20 protein-coding genes are annotated in these 23,365 nt (G+C 63.6%); 6 read left to right on the plus strand and 14 right to left on the minus strand.

The genetic code is table 11. The features are described from left to right. Positions 1-51: 51 nt before the first annotated feature. Both OUZ30_RS19840 and OUZ30_RS19845 read right to left on the minus strand, forming a co-directional pair. A complete protein-coding gene (locus OUZ30_RS19840; RefSeq protein ID WP_266184192.1) occupies positions 52-735 on the minus strand; it encodes an RES family NAD+ phosphorylase in 684 nt (227 codons plus the stop codon). A gap of 103 nt (positions 736-838) precedes the next feature. Then, the gene (locus tag OUZ30_RS19845; RefSeq protein ID WP_266184193.1) at positions 839-1,237 is read right to left on the minus strand and encodes an MbcA/ParS/Xre antitoxin family protein; all 399 of its coding nucleotides are present in this window, start codon (positions 1,235-1,237) and stop codon (positions 839-841) included. 152 nt (positions 1,238-1,389) lie between these two features. Here OUZ30_RS19845 and OUZ30_RS19850 point away from each other — a divergent pair, with 152 nt between their 5' ends. Next, a complete protein-coding gene (locus OUZ30_RS19850; protein ID WP_266184194.1) occupies positions 1,390-1,926 on the plus strand; it encodes an SRPBCC family protein in 537 nt (178 codons plus the stop codon). Between the two features lie 138 nt (positions 1,927-2,064). Here the strand turns inward: OUZ30_RS19850 and OUZ30_RS19855 are convergent, their stop codons facing one another. The 6 genes from OUZ30_RS19855 to OUZ30_RS19880 form a co-directional block, all read right to left on the minus strand. Continuing rightward, positions 2,065-3,831, minus strand: a complete 1,767-nt coding sequence (locus OUZ30_RS19855; protein ID WP_266184231.1) for a DUF885 domain-containing protein — start codon at positions 3,829-3,831, stop codon at positions 2,065-2,067. Between the two features lie 17 nt (positions 3,832-3,848). Then, positions 3,849-5,510 carry a SulP family inorganic anion transporter gene (locus OUZ30_RS19860; protein ID WP_266184195.1) on the minus strand — a complete coding sequence of 554 codons (1,662 nt, stop codon included), beginning with the start codon at positions 5,508-5,510 and terminating at the stop codon, positions 3,849-3,851. Positions 5,511-5,592: 82 nt separating this feature from the next. Continuing rightward, positions 5,593-6,297, minus strand: a complete 705-nt coding sequence (locus OUZ30_RS19865) for a helix-turn-helix transcriptional regulator (protein WP_266184196.1) — start codon at positions 6,295-6,297, stop codon at positions 5,593-5,595. 170 nt (positions 6,298-6,467) lie between these two features. After that, positions 6,468-7,097: a glutathione S-transferase family protein gene (locus tag OUZ30_RS19870; RefSeq protein ID WP_266184197.1), complete on the minus strand. Its 630-nt coding sequence runs from the start codon at positions 7,095-7,097 to the stop codon at positions 6,468-6,470. A 76-nt stretch (positions 7,098-7,173) separates the two neighbouring features. After that, positions 7,174-7,377 carry a hypothetical protein gene (locus tag OUZ30_RS19875; RefSeq protein ID WP_266184198.1) on the minus strand — a complete coding sequence of 68 codons (204 nt, stop codon included), beginning with the start codon at positions 7,375-7,377 and terminating at the stop codon, positions 7,174-7,176. A 10-nt stretch (positions 7,378-7,387) separates the two neighbouring features. Beyond that, a complete protein-coding gene (locus tag OUZ30_RS19880) occupies positions 7,388-8,011 on the minus strand; it encodes a DJ-1/PfpI family protein (RefSeq protein ID WP_266184200.1) in 624 nt (207 codons plus the stop codon). Between the two features lie 161 nt (positions 8,012-8,172). Here OUZ30_RS19880 and OUZ30_RS19885 point away from each other — a divergent pair, with 161 nt between their 5' ends. From OUZ30_RS19885 to OUZ30_RS19895, 3 genes are all read left to right on the plus strand, one after another. Continuing rightward, entirely contained in the window at positions 8,173-9,186 is a 1,014-nt protein-coding gene (locus tag OUZ30_RS19885; RefSeq protein WP_266184201.1) for a class 1 fructose-bisphosphatase, read from the plus strand. A gap of 195 nt (positions 9,187-9,381) precedes the next feature. Next, a complete protein-coding gene (locus OUZ30_RS19890; protein ID WP_266184202.1) occupies positions 9,382-10,323 on the plus strand; it encodes a patatin-like phospholipase family protein in 942 nt (313 codons plus the stop codon). Between the two features lie 66 nt (positions 10,324-10,389). After that, the gene (locus OUZ30_RS19895) at positions 10,390-12,420 is read left to right on the plus strand and encodes a S9 family peptidase (RefSeq protein ID WP_266184203.1); all 2,031 of its coding nucleotides are present in this window, start codon (positions 10,390-10,392) and stop codon (positions 12,418-12,420) included. A 73-nt stretch (positions 12,421-12,493) separates the two neighbouring features. Here the strand turns inward: OUZ30_RS19895 and OUZ30_RS19900 are convergent, their stop codons facing one another. The 4 genes from OUZ30_RS19900 to OUZ30_RS19915 all read right to left on the minus strand — a co-directional run bounded on the left by OUZ30_RS19900 (position 12,494) and on the right by OUZ30_RS19915 (position 17,340). Further along, positions 12,494-13,162, minus strand: coding sequence for a helix-turn-helix transcriptional regulator (locus OUZ30_RS19900; RefSeq protein WP_266184205.1), 669 nt, complete (start codon positions 13,160-13,162; stop codon positions 12,494-12,496). 3 nt (positions 13,163-13,165) lie between these two features. Beyond that, complete coding sequence (locus OUZ30_RS19905; RefSeq protein WP_266184206.1) at positions 13,166-13,831, minus strand: hypothetical protein; 666 nt, start codon at positions 13,829-13,831, stop codon at positions 13,166-13,168. Between the two features lie 148 nt (positions 13,832-13,979). Then, positions 13,980-15,071 carry a PA0069 family radical SAM protein gene (locus OUZ30_RS19910; RefSeq protein ID WP_266184232.1) on the minus strand — a complete coding sequence of 364 codons (1,092 nt, stop codon included), beginning with the start codon at positions 15,069-15,071 and terminating at the stop codon, positions 13,980-13,982. A gap of 46 nt (positions 15,072-15,117) precedes the next feature. Next, positions 15,118-17,340, minus strand: coding sequence for a hypothetical protein (locus OUZ30_RS19915; RefSeq protein ID WP_266184207.1), 2,223 nt, complete (start codon positions 17,338-17,340; stop codon positions 15,118-15,120). Between the two features lie 191 nt (positions 17,341-17,531). Here OUZ30_RS19915 and OUZ30_RS19920 point away from each other — a divergent pair, with 191 nt between their 5' ends. Further along, positions 17,532-17,786, plus strand: coding sequence for a GlsB/YeaQ/YmgE family stress response membrane protein (locus OUZ30_RS19920; RefSeq protein ID WP_266184208.1), 255 nt, complete (start codon positions 17,532-17,534; stop codon positions 17,784-17,786). A gap of 61 nt (positions 17,787-17,847) precedes the next feature. Here OUZ30_RS19920 and OUZ30_RS19925 read toward each other — a convergent pair whose 3' ends face one another. Beyond that, positions 17,848-19,506, minus strand: a complete 1,659-nt coding sequence (locus tag OUZ30_RS19925; RefSeq protein ID WP_266184209.1) for an MFS transporter — start codon at positions 19,504-19,506, stop codon at positions 17,848-17,850. A gap of 177 nt (positions 19,507-19,683) precedes the next feature. Beyond that, positions 19,684-21,168, minus strand: a complete 1,485-nt coding sequence (locus OUZ30_RS19930) for a hypothetical protein (RefSeq protein ID WP_266184210.1) — start codon at positions 21,166-21,168, stop codon at positions 19,684-19,686. Positions 21,169-21,383: 215 nt separating this feature from the next. On the opposite strand from OUZ30_RS19930, the gene acs reads away from it, so the two are divergent. Beyond that, positions 21,384-23,324 (plus strand): acetate--CoA ligase, encoded by a 1,941-nt coding sequence (gene acs / locus OUZ30_RS19935; protein ID WP_266184211.1) that lies wholly within the window; start codon positions 21,384-21,386, stop codon positions 23,322-23,324. The last annotated feature ends 41 nt before the right edge of the window (positions 23,325-23,365 follow it).

A 23,365-nucleotide genomic window follows, 5' to 3' on the forward strand; every position in this document is an offset into this window, starting at 1 on the left:
AGACGGGTCTCCCCCACGGGAGGCCCGTGTTCTTTGGGAGAAGTGGCCGCATCAACTGCGCTTCCATTCGTCGACCGTGAGTACCTGGGCGATACGCTTGCCATCCCAGCGATACATCAGGTGCTGCGTCTGCACGCAAGGCGCCACCCGGTCCGGATAGAACACAGCAACGCATTCGCCGCCTTGATGACGCACGCTGTCGTAGACCAGGCCATCGGAACCCTGGCTGCGCAGCCGACGCGCCAATGTGATGCCGGCAGCGTAGCTATCAGGAGCGTGCTCGGCTTTCCAGCCGCCACGCAGATCATGCAACCTGGCCTGGATGCTGGTGCGATAGCAGCGCATTTCGATATCGCATGCCGGCTCCGAGGTGGCGGCAAGAAACAGTTCGCGGTGATACACCGTTTCCTCGACCGCAGTCGCCACGCTGTGCGCGGCGTAGAACACGCCCCAGGTACCGTCCGAAAAACGGCTTCCTTCCGGATTGAGATGCGTGAATGCGGCCATCACCGGCGTGGTGCCCGGTCCGCTGATGCGCCGTTCCGAGGGCACCAGACGCAGCTCGCCGAGCTCGTCGCGCAAGCGCGGATTGGTCATCGCTTCAATCGCGTAGAGCGCGTCGAGATCGCCCGGCTCGGCAATCCGATCGAATACACCCACCGGTGGAAACCGACTGGGCACGATGCGATAGGCCTGGCTCCAGCGGATGCGTTTGAGCGGGGGAATGTCGGCCATGACGTGTCGTGTCCCAGGCGATCGGCTGGAGAGATGAGTATGCAGGACCGGCGTATCGCCAGCTGCGACGTGTCCCGCAACACGTCATTAGGGGCGGCAAGCTTCAGTTCCAGCCGCGCTGGGCATCCAGGTATTGGCGGACCACATACAGGTCGGCCACGTTGCCCGACAACATGCGCTGCAACGCGGACTGTCCACCGAACAACGGCGACTGGTTAGCCCGGTGCACCCAGCTATCGGCTTGCTGCGGGTCGGGAAACAGGATCTGCAGGTTCTTGAAGATGCCCAGCAGATAGCTGATGCGCTCAAGTACGTCGCGGCTGAGCGTACCGCTCTGCAGGCGCTTCCACTTGTAGAACGTGGACTCGGGTGGATCACCGAGCAGGCGTCGCTGATCTGCAATGCGCAGGTCCCAGCGTTCCGCGAGGTTGAAGAAAGCCCGCAGCGCAGGACCGCCCAGATCGGCGGCAGGGATGGTTTCAGGCTGGAGATGAGCTGCCATGGCTTGACTCTCCCAGTGAAGTGCGGGCCAATTGTACTTTACTGGTGCATATATTGCCAGCGACGAACTTCGACGCCCCATCAACCATCCGGCCCATGCCATAAGCGCCGGCCTGGTCGCATACTCCGCGCACGTCCGAAGGAGGAATCGCCATGCGCATCAGCGTCATCGTGGCCCTGCTTATGGGGCTCTCTTGCGCCACCCATGCCGAAGTGAAGGAAACCAACGCCGATCACCTGCTGCTGCAGGACAGCCGCGTGGTGCATGCACCGCCTGCCAAGCTCTATGCAGCGCTTGTCGACGTCGGGCATTGGTGGAGCAGCAAGCACACCTTCTCCGGCGAGGCCGGGCACCTGAGTCTCCAGGCCGAGGCCGGTGGTTGCTTCTGCGAGCGTTGGAACGATCAAAGCGTCGCACACGGCCACGTGATCTGGGCCAACCCGAGCCATCTGCTGCGCCTGGATACGGCGCTTGGTCCGCTGCAGAACATGGCCGTACAAGGTGTGATGACGTTTGCGCTCAAGCCGGCCGCCGATGGCACCACGCTGCAATTCGAATATCGGGTCAACGGAGCCAGTCAAAGCGGCCTGGACAAGCTCGCACCCGATATCGATGGCGTGATGATGGAGCAGCTGCAGCGGCTGCAGCGTTATGCGGAGACGGGCAAGGCGGATGCGGTTAAACCGTAATTCTGCCTACTTGTCCCTCTTGGCACACCGCAGTGTGTCGCTCTGAAGCTCACCGAGAACTCGCCTGGAAGCAACTCCACCGCAAGATTGACCCCTCACCCTAACCCTCTCCCCATTGGGGAGAGGGAGCAAAGTGGGTTACGGTGCCTTGGTTTGCTTCGCACAGTCGCCGCCGAAATCCGGCTCCGGACCGCCCTCGGCAATGAATCGATCGATGCGCTGTTCGAGTACGGGCAGCGGCACCGAGCCGATCTGCAGCACGGTGTCGTGGAAGTGGCGGATGTCGAACTTGCTGCCCAGCGCCTGCTCGGCTTTCTGGCGCAGTTCGAGGATCTTCAGGTAACCCAGCTCGTACGACAGCGCCTGACCCGGCCAGCTGATGTAACGATCCACTTCGTTGGCGATTTCACGGTCGGACAGCGCGGTGTTTTGGGTCATGAAGTCGATGGACTGCTGGCGCGTCCAACCCAGATGGTGGATGCCGGTATCGACCACCAGGCGAGCCGCACGCCACATCTGATAGGTGAGATAGCCAAAGCGGTCGTACGGCGTCTTGTAGATGCCCATCTCGTTGCCGAGATACTCGGAATAAAGCCCCCAACCTTCGCCGTAGGCGGAGATGTAGCCCTCCCGACGGAACGCTGGCTGGCCCTTCTGCTCGGCCGCCAGGGCCAACTGCAGGGAGTGACCGGGAGCCGACTCGTGCAGGGTCAAGGCCGGCATGTTGTAGAGCGGACGCGACGGCAGGTCGTAGGTGTTGACCAGGTAGCTGTTCGCGCCGCCACGGCCGGAGGTGTAGTAAGGCGCGATATCAGGCGATACCGGCACGATGGCGAAGCGCTGGCGCGGCAGGCGGCCGAATTCCTTGCCCAGCTGCGCGTCGACCTGCTTGGCGACCCAGGCGGTGCGCATCAGCAGTTCATCGGGGGTCTTGGCGTAGAACTGGGGGTCGGTGCGCAGGAAATGCAGGAAGTCGGCAAAGCTGCCCTTGAAGCCGGTCTCCTGCATCGTCTTGACCATCTCGGCGTGGATCTTCGCCACCTGGTCGAGGCCAATCTGGTGGATCTGGTCGGGGCTGAGGTCGAGCGTGGTGTATTCGACGATCTGCTGGTGATACCAGGCCTTGCCATCCGGCATCGCTTCCGCCGCCAGCGTCGTGCGTGCCTTGGGCATATATTCGTTGCGGAAGAAGGTCAGCAGGTTGCCGTAGGCGGGAATCACCTTGCTGGCAATGGCCTGGCGCGCTTCTTCCTGCATCTTCGCCGCATCCGCAGGTGCGATCGAGGTCGGCATCTTTTCGAACGGCTTGTAGAAGCTGCTCTGCGTGGGGTCTTTCAGCTCGGCGACGGAGGCAATCGATACATCACGGCCGTCCAGGACCGCGCGAGGCACGGTAAAGCCACGTGCCAGGCCATCGCGCATATTGGCGATCTGCTGCTGGAAATAGGAAGGGACCTGGCCGAGGCGATCGAGGTAACGGCGATAGTCCTTCTCCGTACGCAGGTTGTCGCCCTCGAGCACGTAGTTGAGATCGCTCCAGAACGCCGAGTCGCTGTTGAACGGCATCTGCCATTGCTTGAACTGTTGGGCGGCGAGCAGGTTCTGGATCTGCGCGCGATAGATCGCGTAATTGACCTGTTCTTCGGCCGACAGCTGCTTGGGGTCGACGCCGTCAAGGCTGGTCAGCACCTTCTGCCAGTAATCGAGCCGCTTCTGCTGGTTGGCCGCATCCACGTTGTCCAGGCGCGAACCGTTGGGCTGCGCCTCGCCCGACGTGTTGATGCCGGATTGTCCATTGCGCCAGGCCCATTCCTGATCGTAGATCTGCTTGAAGCGGGCGTCGGTAGTTTGATCGGCCCAGACCGGTGCGGTCAGCGTAAGAGCGGCAGCAGCCAGCCAGGTCATGCGCATTGCTTTGTTCACTAAGGATTTCCCTTGGCCGAAGTTGAGGTGGGTGACGTCGCCAGAACAGCATCCTCCACGCTCCAGTAGTTCAGCGCCTGTGGCGAAAGCTGGGGTATCGCCAGACGCGACAGTGCGTCGCGGGCAGCGTCCTTCAATCGTGCCACGCGCAGCTCGATGCCACGAGCGCTAAGCCACGCGGCGAAATCGCCGAGCGCCTCGAGTGCCGTGCCGTCGAGGTCCGGCGACTCTTCCAGGCTCAGAATCAGCCTGCGCAGACCCTGGCCTGCGTCGACCCGGTGTCGCGCCTGGGCGAGCACCGCTTCGGCGTTGACGAAGAACAGGGGCTCCTCCGGCCGTACGATCAACATCCCGGGCGGCGGCACGGCTTCGGGGTGCTGCGCGATGTCCACGAAATCGTGACCCTCCGCCAGGCGGCCAAGCACGCTCACGCGCGGCGTGGCCAGTTGGCGCAACAGCATGATCAGGCTGAAGGCAATGGCGAACAGCAAGCCATTGAGGATGCCCAGTGACAAAACCGCCAGCACCGAAGCCAGCGCCACCAGGCGATCCCGGTGCCAGCGCAGGTAGGGCGTGAAGGTCGACAGGCGCAGCGATTTGCTCACCGCATGGATCACGATCGCGGCGAGTACCGGTTGGGGAATCCGCTCGATCCAGCGCAAAAGCAGGCACACCATCAGCAACACGGTAGCTGCGGCGACCAGGCCGGAGAGGCGCGACCGGGCGCCTGCCGCCTCGTTGGCCGACGTGCCTGAGTAGCCCGCGCCCACCGGCATGCCATGCAGCAGGCCCGAGATCGCATTCGCGAGGCCCAGTACGGCGAGATCGCGGTTCGGGTTCACGCTGTCGCCATGCTTGAGGGCGAAGCCGCGGATGGAACTGTACGACTCGGCATAAAGAATCAGCAGGAGAGCCGCCGCCAGCTCGATGCTGGGCAGCCATTGCCCGCTGCTTGGCCAGGTGGGCAACGCCCACTGCGGCGTCAGCAGGATTTCGCCGGTGAGTGGAACGCCGCGCTGCACGAGCCAGCCCGCTACCGCGACACCCAGCGCGATGACCACCAGGCTGCCCGGCACGCGCCGCAGGCGTTCGCTGATGAACAACAACGCCAGCGCCGTGAGACCACAGCCAAGCGTTACCCCATGCAATTGGGTCAGGTCGCGCAACAGCCTGGCCAGCAACAGGGGGACGAAATCGCCATGCAATTCCGGCACGCCAAACAGGTGCGGCAGCTGCTTCAGCGCGATCACGCAGGCCAGGCCAAAGGTGTAGCCACGCAACACGGGCCGTGCGATGAGTTGCGAGAGTCCACCCAGGCGAGCGATGCTGGCGACCAGAAAGCAGCCGCCGGTAAGCAACACCAGCGTGGCCGCTATCGCCGCGCGCGAAACCTGGTCGCCACCCGCCAGTGCCAGGGTGCCGGCAGCCAACACCGCCGCCGATGACGAGGTGGCCGACACGATGGCAAAGCGACTGCGCCCGAGCAGGCCATAACAGGCCAGGCCAACAAACAAGGCGATGACGCCTGCCTGCGGAGGCAAGCCGGCAATGCCGGAGTACGCGACGGCCTCTGGCAGCAACAGGCCGGCAATGGATAGCCCAGCCAGGACGTCGGTGCCCGTCGTGCTTCGAGCCAAGACGGCGTTCGCTGGCACGGACATCGGCGACTCCTTCGGCGAGAGGTATGCCCGAGGGTAGCGGAATCGACGCGGCCAGGGCGCCCCCGTCAGGCCTGGCTGGCCCCTACTCCATGCCTTCGTAATAGCCACGCATGGCCTGCAGATAGGCCTTCAGGTCACGGCCTTCCGTTTCGCCAAAGCGTTCGCCGGTAATCGTGCAACTGGCGATGCGGTCCGGACGGAAATTGCGGAAGCCGACGCGCAGCCGGCACCAGGTGCCTAGCGTCCACGCCCCACCCCAGAACGACAGGCATAGCGGCTCGACCTCACGCGTGCTGGTGCGGCCCGCCTCGTCGCTGTATTCAAGTCGCAGGACCTGGCCGTCGGTGATCGACGCATTGAGTCGATCGATCAGCGCGGAGAAATCGGTCTTGCTCTGGTCGCGCCAGATCGGTGCATAGATACGCGTGCGTGCCGCGCGCTCGCGCAATTCCGGGGGCAGCACAGCCTCGATCTTCAGCAAGGCGGCCTGGGCGCTTTCCGCCAGCTTCTGCCCGGCGAAGGCGCGCACGAAACGCGTACCGACCACCAGCGATTCGAGCTCGTCGGCCGTGAACATCAGCGGCGGGATATCCGAGCCTTTGCGCAGGACGTAACCGACGCCGGCCTCGCCTTCGATCGGGACGCCGGACAGCTGCAGATCGGCCACGTCACGGTAGACCGTCCGCAGCGAGACACCCAGCGTGCCCGCCAGCTGACGCGCCTGCAGCGCCGTTCGGCGGCCGCGCAGGGCATGAATGATGAGAAAGAGCCGGTCGGCGCGACGCATCGGCCAATGATGGCCGACTCGTCGAGGTGGGGCCAGCGTCGGTAGTCACGGTTAGAGGTCATGGTGCCGGGTACCGCCGCTAGCTCTTGTCCGTCATCCCAGCGGCTTTCAACAGCCGAAAGCTGGTCAAGCTGGGATGACGATGAGGGGAGTTGCTGGCAATGGCCGCCTCACGCCGCCAGCGCCGCCGCCAGCTCGGCGTCTTTCGCCGCCGCGCGTTGCATGGCGGGGCGCGAGATGACCCGGTCGATATAGGCGCGGATCACCGGCAACTCCGGCGCCAGCTTGAACATGGTCATCCAGTACAGCGCATTGCCCCACAGCACGTCGAGCGCGCTGAAGCGCTCTCCCAGCATGTAGGGGCCGCGCTCCAGCTGCGACACCAGCGTGTTGTACATGGTGTCGAAATCACCGTAAGGACAAGTCGACGGCTTGGGCGGATCACGCTGCATCGAACGGTCGACCAAGGCCGGCTCGAAACACGAACCGTAGAACACCATCCAACGCAGATACGGCCCGCGCAGCGGATCATCGAGACCCGGTGCCAGTCCTTTCTCTGGATAGAGATCGGCGAGGTAGATGAAGACCGCCGGCTGCTCGGTGACCAGTTCACCCCGGTGCCAGATCGCCGGCACCTTGCCCATCGGATTGACGGCCATGTACTCCGGCTGGCGCTGTTCGTTCTTGCTGAAGTTGAGCACGTGCATGTCGTAATCGACGCCCAGTTCCTCGAGCAGCGCGCGCGTGCCACCGGAGCGACTGTTGGGTGCGTGATAGAAGGTGACGCGTGGCGTGGACATGATGGCTACCTCGTAGCTCTGGAGGGAGGCGACGGCCACCCAGCGTGGTCGCCCAGGCAAGCGACATAAATCCTGCTCATGTGGCCGTTCCGTGAAGTGCTTTGCGGGCTACGGCGGGCATGCGCTCGGCAACGACCTCGGTGCTGGTGGATATCGATTCGTTGGCAGGTGCAGGTGCAGGCGCCGGACGTGCGGGCAGCTTGTATTGGCCATCCATCAGCAGGCCGCGCAAGTACAGCGGCCGGTAGGCCATGAGAATCCGCTCGAGCGGGAAGGGCATGACATCCTCCTCATGCGGCTTCGGCCGCAACAGTGGCCATCGCGGCTGCACACCAAGGCGGCGGCAGGGCGTGCTTGAACAGGCGGAACCAGTGCTCGCGGTCGCTGGGGCTGTAGAGATCCAGCGTGCGAATCACCTCGCGCGCGAATTCCACGCTGCCCAGCTGGCTGGCGGTGATCACACCGCCATCGCTGACCGCCAGCACGCTGGCGTCGAACTGATCGGCGCCGGTGTACGTGGGCACATGCGTACCGATGTGGCCAGGCCAGCTGCCGGTATGACGGCAGGCATCCAGCAGACCGGCCCGGGCCAACACCAGTACACCGCTATCGACGGCAGCCACCGGAGCGCCGGCCGTATAGACGCGACGCGCAGCTTCCACGACCTCTTCGCCCTCTCCGCGCTCCCATGCATAGCCGCCGGGCACGATCAGCAGCGCCGCGCGATCTAGATCCATGTCAGCCAGGGTCAGTTCGGGCAACACCCGCAAACCGCCCATCGACAGCACGGGCTGTAACGAGAACCCGACGGTCTGCAGCCGCCAATCGCCTGGGCGGCGGATTTCGCACAGGGCTTGCGCCGCGTGCCAGTCGGCAAAGCCATCGAACGCCAGGAAATACACCGTATCGCGCATGAGCATCCCTCCTTGTGATGAACCCCAGTCTGCAGGCCCCCTACTGCCAACGTGTTGTCAGCAGCCCTGCCCCGATCAGCATGAACCGGCAGTCAGGCAAGCCGCTGGCGCCGCCAGGCCCGAGCCGGGACAATGGACACACCTTTTTCCCTGGGTTTGTCATGAAGTCCATCTCGCTCATCCAGTTCCTCATCGAGGAACGCCGCGCCGGCCGCATGAACGCGGAGCTCTCCCTGCTGATCGAGGTCGTTGCGCGCGCCTGCAAGCGCATCGCCGTGGCGACCAACAAGGGCGCGCTGGGTGGCGTGCTGGGTGAGGCCGGCACCGGCAACATCCAGGGCGAGGCTCAGAAGAAGCTGGACGTGATCTCCAACGAGATCCTGCTGGAGGCGAATGCCTGGGGTGGCCAGCTCGCCGCATGCGCGTCGGAGGAAATGGAAGATCCGCAGCCGATCCCCGACATGTACCCGAAGGGCCATCACCTGTTGCTGTTTGATCCCCTGGACGGCAGCTCGAACATCGACGTGAACATCTCGGTCGGCACGATCTTCTCGGTGCTGCGCTGCCCGGACGACGTCACCGAACCGAAGGCCGAGCATTTCCTGCAGCCGGGCACCACCCAGCTGGCCGCCGGTTACGTGGTGTACGGCCCGGCCACCGTGTTGGTGCTGACCTTCGGCCATGGCACGCACGAATTCACGCTGGACCGCGAAGTCGGCAGCTTCGTCCTCAGCCGCCGCGACATCCGCATCCCGGAAGAGACCGCCGAGTTCGCCATCAACATGTCCAACCAGCGCCACTGGGAAGCGCCGATGCAGCGCTATATCGGCGAGCTGCTGGCCGGCAAGGACGGTCCGCGCGGCAAGGACTTCAACATGCGCTGGGTCGCCTCGATGGTGGCCGACGTGCATCGCATCATCACCCGCGGCGGTGTGTTCTTCTATCCGCTGGACGCCAAAATCAAGTCCAAGGGCGGCAAGCTGCGCCTGATGTACGAGGCCAACCCGATGGCCTTCATCATCGAGCAGGCCGGCGGTGCCGCCACCACCGGTCGCGAACCCATCATGGGCCTGCAGCCCACCGGCCTGCACCAGCGCGTGCCGGTGTTCCTCGGCTCGAAGAAGGAAGTGGAAGTGGCGACGCACTACCACGTCGAGGCGGACGCGGCGGTTTAAGGCCTCGGTTCCATTCGAAGCCGGGGATTCCTTTCCCTCCATGTTGTCCCGGCAAACGCCGGGATGACCTGACCGCTGCCCAACCAAGCGCCTTGTTCCGACATCGCGGCGCCCCGCGGCGGCCTTACACTCGCTCGCCAGTCACCACCGCGCGAACCGCGCATGGCGACACCCTAACCCTCAGCTGCCGCCCACATGCCCTCCTTCCGCCGTTTCCGACCGCTCCTGCCACTGCTCGCCAGCGCGATGCTTTGCGCCTGCTTCGGTAACAGCAAGCCCACGCCGCCACCTGTTGTCGTCGTGCCACCGGCACCGGCGAAGCTGCGCATCGGCCTGGCGCTGGGTGGCGGTGCCGCGAAGGGCTTTGCGCATATCGGCGTGATCAAGATGCTGGAAGCCAACGGCATCCATCCCGACGTGGTCGCCGGCACCAGTGCCGGCAGCGTGGTCGGCGCGCTGTATGCGAGCGGCATGGATCCGTTCCAGCTGCAGGAAACGGCGTTCTCACTGGATGAAACCCGCATCCGCGATGTGCGGTTGTTTTCCGGCGGCGTGGTGCAGGGCCAGAAGCTGCAGGACTACGTGAATCAGCTGGTCGCCAATCGCCCGCTGGATCAGATGAAGATTCCGTTTGCGGCGGTGTCGACCCAGCTGGAAACCGGCCAGCGCACGGTCTTCGTGCGCGGCAATACCGGCCAAGCGGTACGAGCGTCGAGCAGCATTCCGGGCGTGTTCGAGCCGGTGGAGATCAACGGCAAGCACTATGTCGACGGCGGCGTAGTGAGCCCGGTGCCGGTCGACGCGGCGCGCCAGCTCGGTGCCGACGTGGTGATCGCGGTGGATATCTCGACCAAGGCCAGCGGCACCAATCCGGTCGGCATGATCAATATCGTCGGCCAGTCGATCAGCATCATGGGCCAGAAACTCGGCGAGCAGGAGCTGGCGCGCGCCGACATCGTGATCCGTCCGAAGGTCGGCCAGATCGGTGCGGCGGATTTCGAACAGAAAAACCAGGCCATCCTCGAAGGCGAGCGCGCGGCGCTGGCGGCGATCCCGACGATCAAGGCGAAGATCGCGGCGCTGCAAGCGTCCCGGCAAGCGGTCGCTCCAGCCGCGGCGGCGATCGCCGCTCACTAGGGCCTGTTGGCGAGTGACCGTGGGGCCTGATAGCGTGCGGTCTTTCCGCCCTGATTAGGCTTTGTGATGACCCGCCCTGCTCGCCTGTTGCTGCCCTTAGTCGCAGCAGCCTTCGTACCTGCCTGCTTCGCCACGTCCGCCAGCGTCGATCCGCGCATCGAGAAACTGCTCGGCGAGCTGGGCAAGGTTCGCCAGATCGAAGCCGTACAGCTGTCGCCTGACGGTAGCCAGCTGGCCTGGGTAGTCCGCACGCAGGGCAAGGACAGCGTTGAAGTCGCCAAGGCAGATGGCAGCGGCGCGCATCGTATCGGTACCGAAAAACCCGGTAAGTGCAGCGAGAGCGATGTTGCCTGGGCGCCGGACTCGCATCACCTCGCCTTCCTCTCCGATTGCGCCACCGGCGGCAATCAGAAAGAACTGTTCCTCGTCGACACCCAGTCGAAGGCAGCGCCGAAGAAGCTGGCGGCACTGACCGGTGTGGCGCAAGGCCTGAGCTGGTCGGCGGACGGCAAGACGCTCGGCTTCCTCTACGTACCCAATGGCACGCGCCGCGCCAGCGCAGTATTTGCGGCCAAGCCGGCAGCCGGTGAGATCGGCGTGGACGGGATGGAAGTACAGCGCGTCGCCGCTGTCGATGCCACCGGCGGCGCCGTGCAACTGCTTACCCCGGCCGAAACCTATGCCTACGAATTTGCCTGGTCGCCGGACGGCAAGCGGATTACCTACACGGCTGCGCTGCCGCCGGGCGACAACAACTGGTGGCTGGCCAAGCTCTACGTGCAAAACGCACAGCCGGGTGCTTCCGCTCAAGTCGTGCTCGATCCATCGACCGTCACGGGTTCGCTGCACGGCTTGCAGATGGCGCTGCCGCGATGGTCACCCGATGGCGAGCGGATTGCCTTCATCGGCGGCCTGATGAGCGACCAGGGTGCCACCGGCGGTGATATCTATGCGGTGCCATCCAAGGGCGGCGAACCGATCAATCTCACGCCGGGCATCCAAGTCACGCCGTCGTGGCTGGCCTGGAACAGTCCACAGCAACTGCTCGTCGCCCAGGTCAGCAATGGCCAGAGTCAGGTCGCCGAGTACTCGGTGACCGCGGATAAGGCCAGCCTGGATCGCACGTTGTTCTCGCTGCCCGCCGAAATCAGCGATGGCAGCGCCGAGATGGCGCTGTCCCTGTCCGGCGACCACACGCGCGTCGCGTTTGTGCAGAGCTCCTATGCCAACGCGCCCGAAGTTCACGCGGGTACGCTGGGCGAAACCGCCCCCGCTGCGGTGACCACCATCAATGCAGGCCTGAAGCCCGGCTGGGGCAAGGCCGAGTCGGTGGAGTGGGATAACGAGGGTCGCCATGTACAGGGTTGGCTGCTGTATCCGGCCAATTACGACGCCAAGAAGGCGTATCCGATGATCGTCACCGTGCACGGCGGTCCGTCCAGCGCCGTGATTCCCCACTGGCCGAGTGTGGGCTTCGGCGGCTCACCGTTCTCCTCGCTCGGCTATTTCGTCTTCATGCCAAACCCGCGCGGCAGCTTTGGCCAGGGCGAAGCTTATGTGCAGGCCAATCGCAAGGACTTCGGCCACGGTGACTTGCGCGACATCCTCGCTGGTATCGACACCATCGAAAAGAAACTGCCGGTGGACGACAAGCGCCTTGGCCTGACCGGCTGGAGCTACGGTGGCTTCATGAGCATGTTCGTCCCCACCCAGACCCAGCGCTTCCGCGCCGTGGTGGCGGGTGCCGGCATCGCCAACTGGCAGAGCTACTACGGCCAGAACCTGATCGACCAGTGGATGGTTCCGTTCTTCGGTGCGTCTGTTTATGACGACCCGGCAGCCTATGCAAAGAGCTCGGCGATCAACTTCATCAAGCAGGTGAAGACGCCCACCTTGGTCGTGGTCGGCGATCGCGATGCCGAATGCCCGGCGCCCCAGTCATTCGAGTACTGGCATGCGCTGCGCGCGCAAGGCGTGCCGACTTCGCTGGTGGTGTATCCGAACGAAGGCCATCACTTCGTCGATCCCGACCATCAGCGTGATGTGCTGCAGCGTGCGTTGATGTGGTTTGAAAGGTATTTGCCGCCAGCCGGCTAAACGCCTTCGTTCCATCCACCGCGACCCTGGGCCGCCGATGGATTCATCGGCGGCCTTTTAGTTCGGCTCGCGGTTAGATCTTGGGGTCGTCCTGTGGCTCCTCCGATGACAGCAGCGCGCCGACGCGGAAGCGGCACGCATGTCCGCCGCGCACGATGCATTCCATGTGATGGATACGGCGCCCGCTGGCGGCTTCCATGAAGGCCAGGTCGAACTTGCACACCTGCGGATGCTGCTGGGCGAGCGCGTGGAAGACGCAGTTGAAGGCCTCGACCTGCCACTCCTCGCCATGCCGTGCGGCGATCGCTTCGTAACCCATGGCGTCAAGCTTCTGGGCCAGACCCTGTACGACCTCCACCACGGGTGTGGCCGCAGCCGGTGCCACCTCACGACTGCCGAGGCCATGGCCGAGATCGCGCAAGAGATGCTCGACCTCGGTGGCGCCGAAACGGGCGCTCAGTTGCGTCAGCAAGGCGGTGGCGATGGTGCCGTAGTTGCGCGGAAACAAGGCCTGCCCCGCCTCGGTGAGACGGTAGCAGGCCAACGGTCGGCCTCCGCTTGGGCGTGACTGTGTCCGTTCCACGTAGCCGCGTGCGATCAAGGCGCTCAGGTGCTGGCGCACGGCGTTATGGCTGATACCCAACTGCGCGCATAACGTCTCCACCGTACCGCCCGCGCTGGCCAACAGCAGTTGCCGTAAAAGGCGCTGCTGGGTGGCCCCGAGTTGACCGAGCGCAGCCATCGCTCAGCTCGCCTTGTCCGGAAACTGCTTGGCGATACCGCCGGCCAACGCATCGGCAATGGCGTTCATGTGCACCTGCATCGCGGTCCAGGTGGCCTGCTCGTCCTTGCCGTTGCCACTCATGATTTGCTGGATCTGGCTGGCGTGATGCGCCACGTGCGCGGCAAACAGGCTTTGTACGGCGTTCTCTGGCAAGTTGGGATTCGCGCTGGAAAAGAACTTGGCAATGGCGGTGACATTGGCATTGAGATCGACCATGGCCTTTTGTTCGGCCGCGCTGTCGTTGGCAGCGCTTGCGTCCGTCAGTGCCTTCACGCCACCCCAGTGGCCGGCGAGCAATTGCAGGGTCTGATCGCCCGCTGGCTTGCCATAGAAGCCAGCCACCGCATCGGCAATCTGTTTGGCGTTGGCGACGACAGCGTCCGCGGCCGCCTTCGCTTTGGCCGCATCGTGCGCATGTACGGCCATGGCGTATTCGCGCGTGTGCACCACATGGCCATGCCATAGCGAACGCATGGCCGCCTGCAATTTCGGTGCGGCCACCGGCGTGGCGGCCGGGGCTTCCTGGGTCATGGCAGCCATGTCATACGACAACGGCGCCGCCTGCACCAGACCTGCGCTGGCGCAGCACACGCCGGCGAGGGTAAACAACAAGGTTCGAGTCTTCATGGGGTATCTCCGGTAGGTCGCCAAGAGCGACTCCGGACAGTCTGGGCACCCCCCATTTTCGCGCAATAGATCTATGTGTAAAGCCCATACACCAAAGCTTTACACGCCACCACGGGAGCAACGGTGCGGCCCATACCGCTGGTCAGCCTCAAAATAGCTCGCCCTGCGGCGACTGTTTGCGCGGTGGCATAAAACGCGTGGTGTCCAGCCATAACTCACGCGCGCGGCCGAAGCCGTGCTTGCGACACGCCACATCGAAGCGACGGCGAATGAGTTCGGCGAATACGCCTTGTCCGCGCATGCGCGTGGTGAAATCGCTGTCGTAGTCTCGGCCGCCATGCATTTGCTGCACCAGACTCATCACATGCGCAGCGCGCTGGGGCGCATGCAAGGCCAGCCATTCACGGAATAGCGCTTTCAATTCATACGGCAGGCGCAAGGTGGTGTAGCCGGCGCAGCGTGCACCGGCATCTGCTGCCTGCTCCAACACCGCTTCCATATCGCTGTCGTTTAGTGCGGGAATGATTGGCGCCACCAGCACGCCCACCGGCACGCCGGCTTCGGCAAGTGTGCGAATGGCCTTGATGCGTCGGTGCGGTGCGCTCGCCCGAGGCTCAAGTTTCGCGGCGAGATGATTGTCCAGCGAATTGACCGATACAAACACCTGCACCAATCGCTCGCGTGCCATCGGCACCAGGATGTCCAGGTCGCGTTCGACCATGGCGTTCTTGGTGACGATGGTGCATGGGTGATGGCATTCGACGAGTAGCTCCAGCGCGGCACGCGTCAAACGCCAACGCCGCTCGATCGGCTGGTACGGATCGGTATTGCTGCCAATATTGATGGGGCTGACAGCATAGCCGGGGCGAGACAGCTCAAGCCGCAACACCTCGGCAAGATTGCTCTTGGCCCGAAGCTTGGTTTCGAAATCGAGACCGGGTGACAGATTGATATAGCTGTGCGATGGGCGTGCGAAACAATAGATGCATCCGTGTTCGCAACCACGATAGGGATTCAACGCCTGGGTGAAATGGATGTCTGGTGAGTCGTTGCGCGTGATGACGCTGCGCGCACGTTCCTCGGTGACTTCCGTGCGCGGGCGAGGCGCCTGTTCGTCCAGCAACAGGCTTTGCCAACCGTCGTCCTCGGCGTGATGGCGAATCGATTCGAAGCGCCCCTCCGGGTTGGAAGCGGCGCCGCGACCCTTCAGGGCCTTGAGAGGGAGAAAGGGCTCGTCCATCGACGAAGTCTGCACCGGCCACGTCTCAACCACCGCGACACCTTGCCTAGGGCGGGTTCGGCGGGAGTTGCTGTTCGAGCGCTCTGGTCATGGCGGCGAGCGGGTAATGCTGGTCGAGCTGATGGCCGAGCTCGGCGAAGACGGGCGTGGAGATCGTCCAGCCCAACGGAATGGGATAGTCGCCGGGGCAGAGGCGAAAATGCCAGAGCATGTCGCCGTGCGAAGGATCGGCAGCATCCAGATCCAGCGATCGTAGCAACTGCACGCGTGCGTATTCGCCCCGTGCGCCGCGTGTGGCAAGCAACGCGTTGAACGGTGCCGTCACTTCGCCGCGCACGCTGTCGCGCAGTCGACCGGGCACCGAGGGGCAGGTTGCGGAATAGAGCGGCAACGGATGTCGCGGATCGTGTTGATCGACGAAGTCGCTCATCAGCGGGTCGTTGCTGATATGGATAACGATGAAGCGCAGCAACTGCCCGCGCTGCGTCGCCTTGGCGCGCAACAGGCGCATGAGTTCCAGCAAGGTGGTCGTGCCGGAATTTTCGAAGTAGCCACCGTCGACCAACTGGAGGCGGTCAGGTACGGGAGGGTTGGCAGAGGCTGTGTCCAAGGTTCCTGCCGGGCTGATATAGGTGAAGCGTGCGCTATTGAGCACGACTTCGCTCAGTGGCACGCGCGGATCCAGCCAGCTTGAGCCATCGAGGCCCGCCGTCCACGGTTGCCGTTCCGGCGTGGCTATGGGCTGGAAGGGATGCTGCACGAAACGCCGCCCTTCGACCACCGTGGTGCTGTTGAGAAAGAGCGCTGGCAACGACACCGAGACGTCGCCACCCGGCTTTTGGTAGAGCATGCTAAACGGCTGAGCGAACGATTCCAGGCCTTGCTTGCGTGCCGCCGATTCCCACGCGCGAGTCAGCGCGCGGGCGCGATCATTCAACCAGGCACCAGGCAGCCAGCGTTGCGTGAAATCGACGAAGAACGTATTGGCCAGCGTGGGTGCGAGAAAGTCGTGGCCGAGCATCACTTGCGCACGTGAGACCAGGGCAGCGGCACCGCCCGATGCGGGCTGATGAAGCATGCTCACGTACGTAGCCAGGCCAAGGCTGCCTCCCGAAACGCCGCTGGCGGCAAACAGATAACGGGCAAACAGCGGACCATGGCTCGATGGCCGGTCGGCGTCCATTTCGGCAGTCAGACGACTCAGCACCATGGCCGTCCATGCTGCACCACGAATACCGCCACCTTCCGCCGAGACCAGGATGACCGGGCATGGCGTGCGGCTGGCGCATCGATCGTCCAGCCATGCATTCGCGTACGCATCGAAGCTCGGGCGCGTCTCGGGGGGCGGCGGCGTGGGTTGCTGGTGCGTGCTCATGGAAGGGTACTGACGCACCTTGTGGTTGTCGTTGAGGTGCATCCAATGCAGCGAGGCACTCAACAACAACATCATGCTTAGCAAGGGCACCCCGCGCCGGTCGCCGATCATGCAAAGCAGGCTTCCGCTGGCACACAGGAACGCCTGGGCGATCAGCATGATGGCGAGCGGGCCGATGCCATCCAGCGCTTCCGGTCGAAACGCGATCACGATGGTCGCGATGATGTTGAGCAGCACCACGACGACAAAGAAAGTGCAGGGAGCCGCGCCAAGATCGCGCACACGCCACACACGCTGTTCGTGCGATGGATCACTGCTTAACGGCACCAAGGAAGGCTTGCGACGCGACAGTGCGTTCCACAGACGACGACGCGTGACGAAGAACACCACCATCGCCATGGACTCAAGCAACAAGCCGATCGCCCGCCAACTGCGCTGCTCGCAGTGACCGGTGATGCCACATGGACCGTGCGGCAATCTGACTAGCGCCAGCACGTAGCCAAGAGATACAAGAATCGGCACCGCAGCACCGAGGAGCCGCGGCAGCCAGTCGCGCAGTCGCGCGGCGCGTCGTTCCTGCAACGCGGGCCAACGTGGGTAGCGCAAGCGATACGCGTTGCGTCCCGCGTACCAGATGGAAAGGCCAGCCAGCGCGCTGGCGAGCAGCAAGCCTACGTAGCGAGCGCCACTTGGATCCGTCCACAGCGCGATCAGGAACAGCTCGGCCGCCTGATCCACGCCAAACGTCACCCCGATGGCGATGGCCAGCACCAGCAGCGAGACGCGCACGGGCTTGAGGTGATCGAGCAGCAGCGCGGTCCATCCGATCATGCGCCGCCAGTGGCGACGAAGGTGCCGCTTGCGCTTACCCGTTACCTGCTCTGTGGTCGGCATGCCCTTCCCCTTCGAGGCCGCTTCCCCACGGCGCGGCCATCTTAGAGCGTTGTCGGTGCCCAGGTGCACGACGCATCAGCTGAATGAACAGCGGGACCGATCACCCCTACGTCACAAAGCCACCACACCATCGCTCGAATACTGAAGTGCACGGCTGACCATGTTTCTCCACAACCTGGAAGGAGCGCAAGATGACTGGTTTGCTGATTTTCCTACTCGTGGGTGCGATTGCCGGTTGGCTGGCCGGTTTGATCGTCCGTGGCTTCGGCTTCGGTCTGATCGGCAATATCGTGGTCGGCATCATCGGCGCATTGCTGGCGGGTTGGCTATTGCCCCGCCTTGGCGTGAGCTTCGTGCTGATCAGTCCCCTGGTCACCAGCATTGTCTACGCCATGATCGGCGCGATCATCCTGCTGGCCATCATCGGTGTGTTCAAAAGAGCATGAGGCTCGAAAATGAAAAGGCGCGGCGGTAAACCGCCGCGCCTTTCTTTTGCCTCGCGATGTCTCAGTGGCGGATATCGACGTCCTTGGTCTCACGCAAGAACAGCAGACCGATGAAGAAGGTGCCGATGGCGACAATGATCGGATACCACAGGCCGTAGTAGATATCGCCCTTCCATGCCACCAGCATGAAGCCGATGGTGGGCACAAAGCCGCCGAACCAGCCGTTGCCGATGTGATACGGCAGACTCATCGAGGTGTAGCGGATGCGCGTGGGGAACATTTCCACCAGCCACGCTGCGATCGGTCCGTAGACCATGGTGACGTAGAACACCAGGATCGCCAGCAACACGATCAACATGCCGTTATTGGTTTGTGATGGATCGGCCTTTTCCGGATAGCCGGCCGCCTTCAGCGCGGCACCCAGCTGTGTACCGAATGCCTTGCTCTGTTCGGCAAAAGCCTTGTTGTCCAAGGCACCGCCTTCAAACGAGCTGAGGGTGACATCGCCAATCTTCACCTCGGCCACGCTGCCGGGCTCACCCGCGACATTCGAATAGGGGATACCCCGCTTCGCCAGCGCGCTCTTGGCGACATCGCACGAGCTGGTGAAACGGGCCTTGCCCACCGGGTCGAACTGAAAACGACATGCCCTGGGATCGGCCACAACCTTGACGGGCGAGGTGGCAGCCGCCTGCTCGATCGCCGGATTGCCGAAGTGGGTCAAGCCCCTGAAGATCGGAAAATAGGTCAGCGCCGCCAGCAAGCAGCCCGCCAGGACGATGCTCTTGCGGCCGATGCGATCGGACAGCCAGCCGAAGAACACGAAGAACGGCGTGCCGATGGCAAGTGCCGCGGCGATCAGCAGGTTAGCGGTGGTGCCGTCGATCTTCAGGCTCTGGGTGAGGAAATACAGCGCGTAGAACTGGCCTGTGTACCAAACCACCGCCTGGCCCGCCGTGGCGCCGAGCAAGGCCAGGATCACCAGCTTCAAATTCTTCCATTGTCCAAACGCTTCCGTCAGCGGCGCCTTGGAGTGCTTGCCCTCGGCCTTCATCTGCTGGAACACCGGCGATTCGGCCAACTGCAGTCGGATATACACCGACACAATCAGCAAGATCGCCGAGAGCAGGAACGGGATGCGCCAGCCCACGCTATCAAACGTCTCTGTGCCCAGGCCAAGACGCGTACCCAGGATCACCAGCAACGACAGGAACAGTCCGAAGGTTGCGGTGATCTGGATAAAACTCGTGTAGAGGCCGCGCTTGCCCTGTGGCGCATGCTCGGCGACATACGTAGCGGCGCCACCGTACTCGCCACCGAGTGCAAGGCCTTGCAACAGGCGCAGTGCAATCAGGATGACCGGAGCGGCAACGCCGATCGTGTTGTAACCGGGCAATGCGCCGACAAGAAACGTCGACGAACCCATGATGATGATGGTGATGAGGAAGGTGTGTTTGCGTCCGATCATGTCGCCGAGGCGACCGAACACGATGGCGCCGAACGGGCGCACCGCGAAACCGGCGGCGAACGCGAGCAGCGCAAAGATGAACTGGCTCGTCTCGTTGAGGCCGGTGAAGAAATGCTTGCCAATCAGCGCGGCGAGCGATCCATAAAGATAGAAGTCATACCATTCGAACACCGTGCCCAGGCTTGACGCCAGGATCACTCGTCGGTGACCGGTGTTGAGCGCCCCCGGCGCATCGTATGCAGTCGTTGCCATGCTGTTTCCCCTCGTGTGAACTGCCCGGTCGAAAAGGTAGATCAAATGTCAGGCTGCAAGTGGCTCGGGCGGCCTGGCCACCCTGGGTCTCTCTCGCCGTTGCGGGGTCGAGGCTCGTTCCACGGCCGCTTCCCGGTTGAAAAGGCAGCGGCAGGTCCTGCGCCGCTGCCATGGTGATCAGAAGCGATACAAGGCACTCAGGCTGACCTGATTGCCGCTGGTATTCTTGCGCGCGCCTTCCGAGCCCAGCTGATAGCGCACGGTGTCGTAGATCCACTCGACGCCGAGCTCGTAGTTGCCCGAGGCGTACTGCAGACTCAGTGCAGACTGGTCGTTCCTTAGCAGGGCCTGGCCGGCGGTGTGGCTGGTGGTGGTCCAGCGGACGACATCGTCCTGGTCTGGCCGGGCCGCCGCGTAGAAGCCGTTGACGCTCCACTTCGGAGTGAAGTTGTAGCCCACCTGCACAAAGCCGCCCGTTTCCTTGATGTCGCCGAACTGCGACATGGCGCCAAACAACTGGCCCAATGCCCGGCCGGTATAAACCAGCCCCTTGAGGGTCCACACATCGGGCTTCCATTGGCCGCCCAATTCATAGGCAATGCTATTGAGGCTGTCCCTGATGGGATGCTCGACGGTGTTGCCGACGCCCCTCAGGTCGATTTCGGAGTAGTGCGCCGTAAAGTAGCCGAGCCAGTTGCTGCCCTGCGCATGCAGGCGTGCTTCCACCTGTGGCCTGAAGTTCGCGTTGCCTGCGGTCAGGTAGTTGATGTTGTTGTTGGCCGCGGCCGGCGCCGGCGGCTGTGGACCGTTCCAGTTGCCCTCCAACACGGCCAGGTCAACGCGCCACTTCACGCCGGTGGTGCCGTGGTTGAGATCCTGCATCCAGATCGCTCCGGGATAACGCCAGCCGATGATGCCGGCGCCGTAACCGAGCGGAAAGGCGATATGCGACAACGACGTGGGGGTGTTTTCCAAGGGGAACAGCAGGTCCCACATCTGGCCGATGCGGACGGTGCTGCCGATGCTCGGATTGCTGATATCCATATACGCTTGGCGCAGCCGCGGTACCGGCTGCTGCTGGGAATAGGCACCGGTGCCGTTGAAGCCACCGAAGAAGTCCATTTCCAGGCGGCCGCTGCCGTTCCAGTTTTCATTGAACTTGGCGCCGGTGAAGTCGAGCCAGAAGCGCGTGTTGCGCACGTCCACGCCACTGAGCGATCCGTTATAGCCAAGCGCCTTGTTGGCAGGTGTTTGCGGGGCCGGAATCATGGCGTTCTGGCCGTTGCCATAGTTGATGAAGGTCTTGTCCTGCCCAAACGTCGTCGCGTTGATGAAACCATGCAAGGCCACCGAGAGGCCTGGCGCGGTGGTGAATTGCGGCTTCTCGGCGGGTGCCGCCGCGACCTTGGTCGCGGTGGTGTTGGCCTGCTCGGCCGTGGCCTGTGCCGCCTGGGCCGTCTGCGTGGCCTGCGTGGTCGCCGCCTTCTGCTCCTGGATCATGGCCTTGAGTTCGGCCAGTTCCTTCTCCAACTGGTTGACCCGCTGTTCAAGCTGCTTCTCGTGACTGGTGCTTTGCGCATGTACCCCTAGCGGTAAGCCCAGCGCGCAGGCAATGCTCAGCGCGAGTATCCGGCTGCGGCGTACGGTGGTCGGTGATGTCATGGCGTGCCTCCCCAGGTCGATGACCAGCCGAGCATGTCCATGCTGCATCGCGGACGCCTATTCCCCATTGGTCGAAACTCGACCAAAGTCGACATGCGGCAGCAACATCCGGATCACTGGGCAACGGCTACACTCGACCGCCACCGCCGGCAAGGTTGCTGCAGCGGTCCCCCACCGACATGGCAGCCGGTAGCGCCGGCCGCAGGAGCCTCACGATGACCAAGCTCTACCCCGTCAAGCCCGATTTCGCCGCCAAGGCGCGGATTCGCAAGGAGGATTACGAACGGATGTACGACGAATCCATCCGCGATCCAGAGGGCTTCTGGGGCAAGGTGGGTCAGCGGCTGGCGTGGAGCAAGGCACCCACCCGGATCAAGAACGTCTCCTACGACCCGAACAACCTGCATATCCGCTGGTATGAGGACGGCGAGCTCAACGTATCCGCCAACTGCCTCGACCGTCACCTGGCCGAGCGCGGCGACAAGACCGCCATCATCTTCGAAGGTGACGACCCGAACGAATCGCGCCACATCAGCTACCGCCAGTTGCATGAAGAAGTGTGCAAGTTCGCCAACACGCTCAAGCACCTTGGCGTTACCAAGGGCGATCGTGTAGCCATCTATCTGCCGATGATCCCGGAAGCCGCGGTGGCCATGCTGGCCTGTGCGCGCATCGGCGCCATCCACTCGGTGGTCTTTGGCGGTTTCTCGCCCGATTCACTGGCCGGGCGGATCGCTGACTCCACCGCCAAGGTGGTGGTCACCGCTGATGAAGGCTTGCGCGGCGGCAAGCATATTCCGCTCAAGACCAACGTCGACGCGGCGCTGGAGCGACCCGGCACCAACAGCGTGGAAACCGTCATCGTGGTCCGCCGCACCGGCTCTGCCGTGCCGATGCAGTCGCCGCGTGACCGCTATTACCACACGCTGATGGAGGGTCAGTCCGCCGACTGCCCGCCCGCGCCGGTCGATGCCGAGCACCCGCTGTTCATCCTTTATACCTCCGGTTCCACCGGCAAACCGAAGGGCGTGCTGCACACCTCGGGCGGCTACCTGGTATTTGCCAGCTATACCCACGAACTGGTGTTCGACCTGCGTGAAGACGACGTGTACTGGTGCACCGCCGACGTAGGCTGGGTCACCGGACACAGCTACGTGGTGTATGGGCCGCTGGCCAACGGCGCGACCACGCTGATGTTCGACGGCGTGCCGAACTACCCCGATACCAGCCGCTTCTGGAACGTGGTGGACAAGCACAAGGTCACCTTGTTCTACACCGCGCCCACCGCGATCCGCGCACTGATGCGAGAAGGCGAAGCGCCGGTGAAAAAGGCTTCGCGCGCGTCGCTGCGTGTACTCGGCTCGGTGGGCGAACCGATCAACCCGGAAGCCTGGGAGTGGTACTACCGCGTGGTTGGCGACGAGCGTTGCCCGATCGTGGATACCTGGTGGCAGACCGAAACCGGCGGCATCCTGATTACGCCGCTGCCGGGCGCCATCGACGCCAAGCCGGGTTCGGCCACCTTGCCGTTCTTCGGCATCGTCCCGGCCGTGGTCGACGCCGGCGGCAACGTGCTCAAGGGCGCCACGGAAGGCAACCTGGTCATCACCGATTCCTGGCCGGGCCAGATGCGTACGGTCTATGGCGATCACCAGCGCTTCATCGACACCTATTTCAGCGCCTATCCAGGCAACTATTTCACCGGCGACGGTGTGCGCCGCGACGAAGACGGCTACTACTGGATCACCGGCCGCGTTGATGACGTCATCAACGTGAGCGGCCACCGCATCGGCACCGCCGAAGTGGAAAGCGCCCTCGTGTCGCATCCCAAGGTGGCCGAAGCGGCCGTGGTGGGTTGTCCACACGAGATCAAGGGCCAGGGCATCTATGCGTATGTCACGCTGATCGCTGGCGAGACCGGCACGGACGAGCTGCGCAAGGAACTCATCGCCTGGGTGCGCAAGGAGATTGGCCCGATCGCCACGCCGGATTATCTGCAGTGGGCGCCGAGCCTGCCGAAGACGCGCTCCGGGAAAATCATGCGCCGCATCCTGCGCAAGATCGGCGAGAACCTGCCCGATCAGCTCGGCGACATCTCCACGCTGGCCGATCCTGGCGTGGTGAAGAGCCTGGTCGAGGAGCGCTTGATCAAATGATTCATGATGTAGGAGCTCAGCCCGTACGCGAGCGCCCACGA

Origin of the sequence: Dyella humicola (genome assembly GCF_026283945.1) — a bacterium.
GTDB lineage: Bacteria > Pseudomonadota > Gammaproteobacteria > Xanthomonadales > Rhodanobacteraceae > Dyella > Dyella humicola.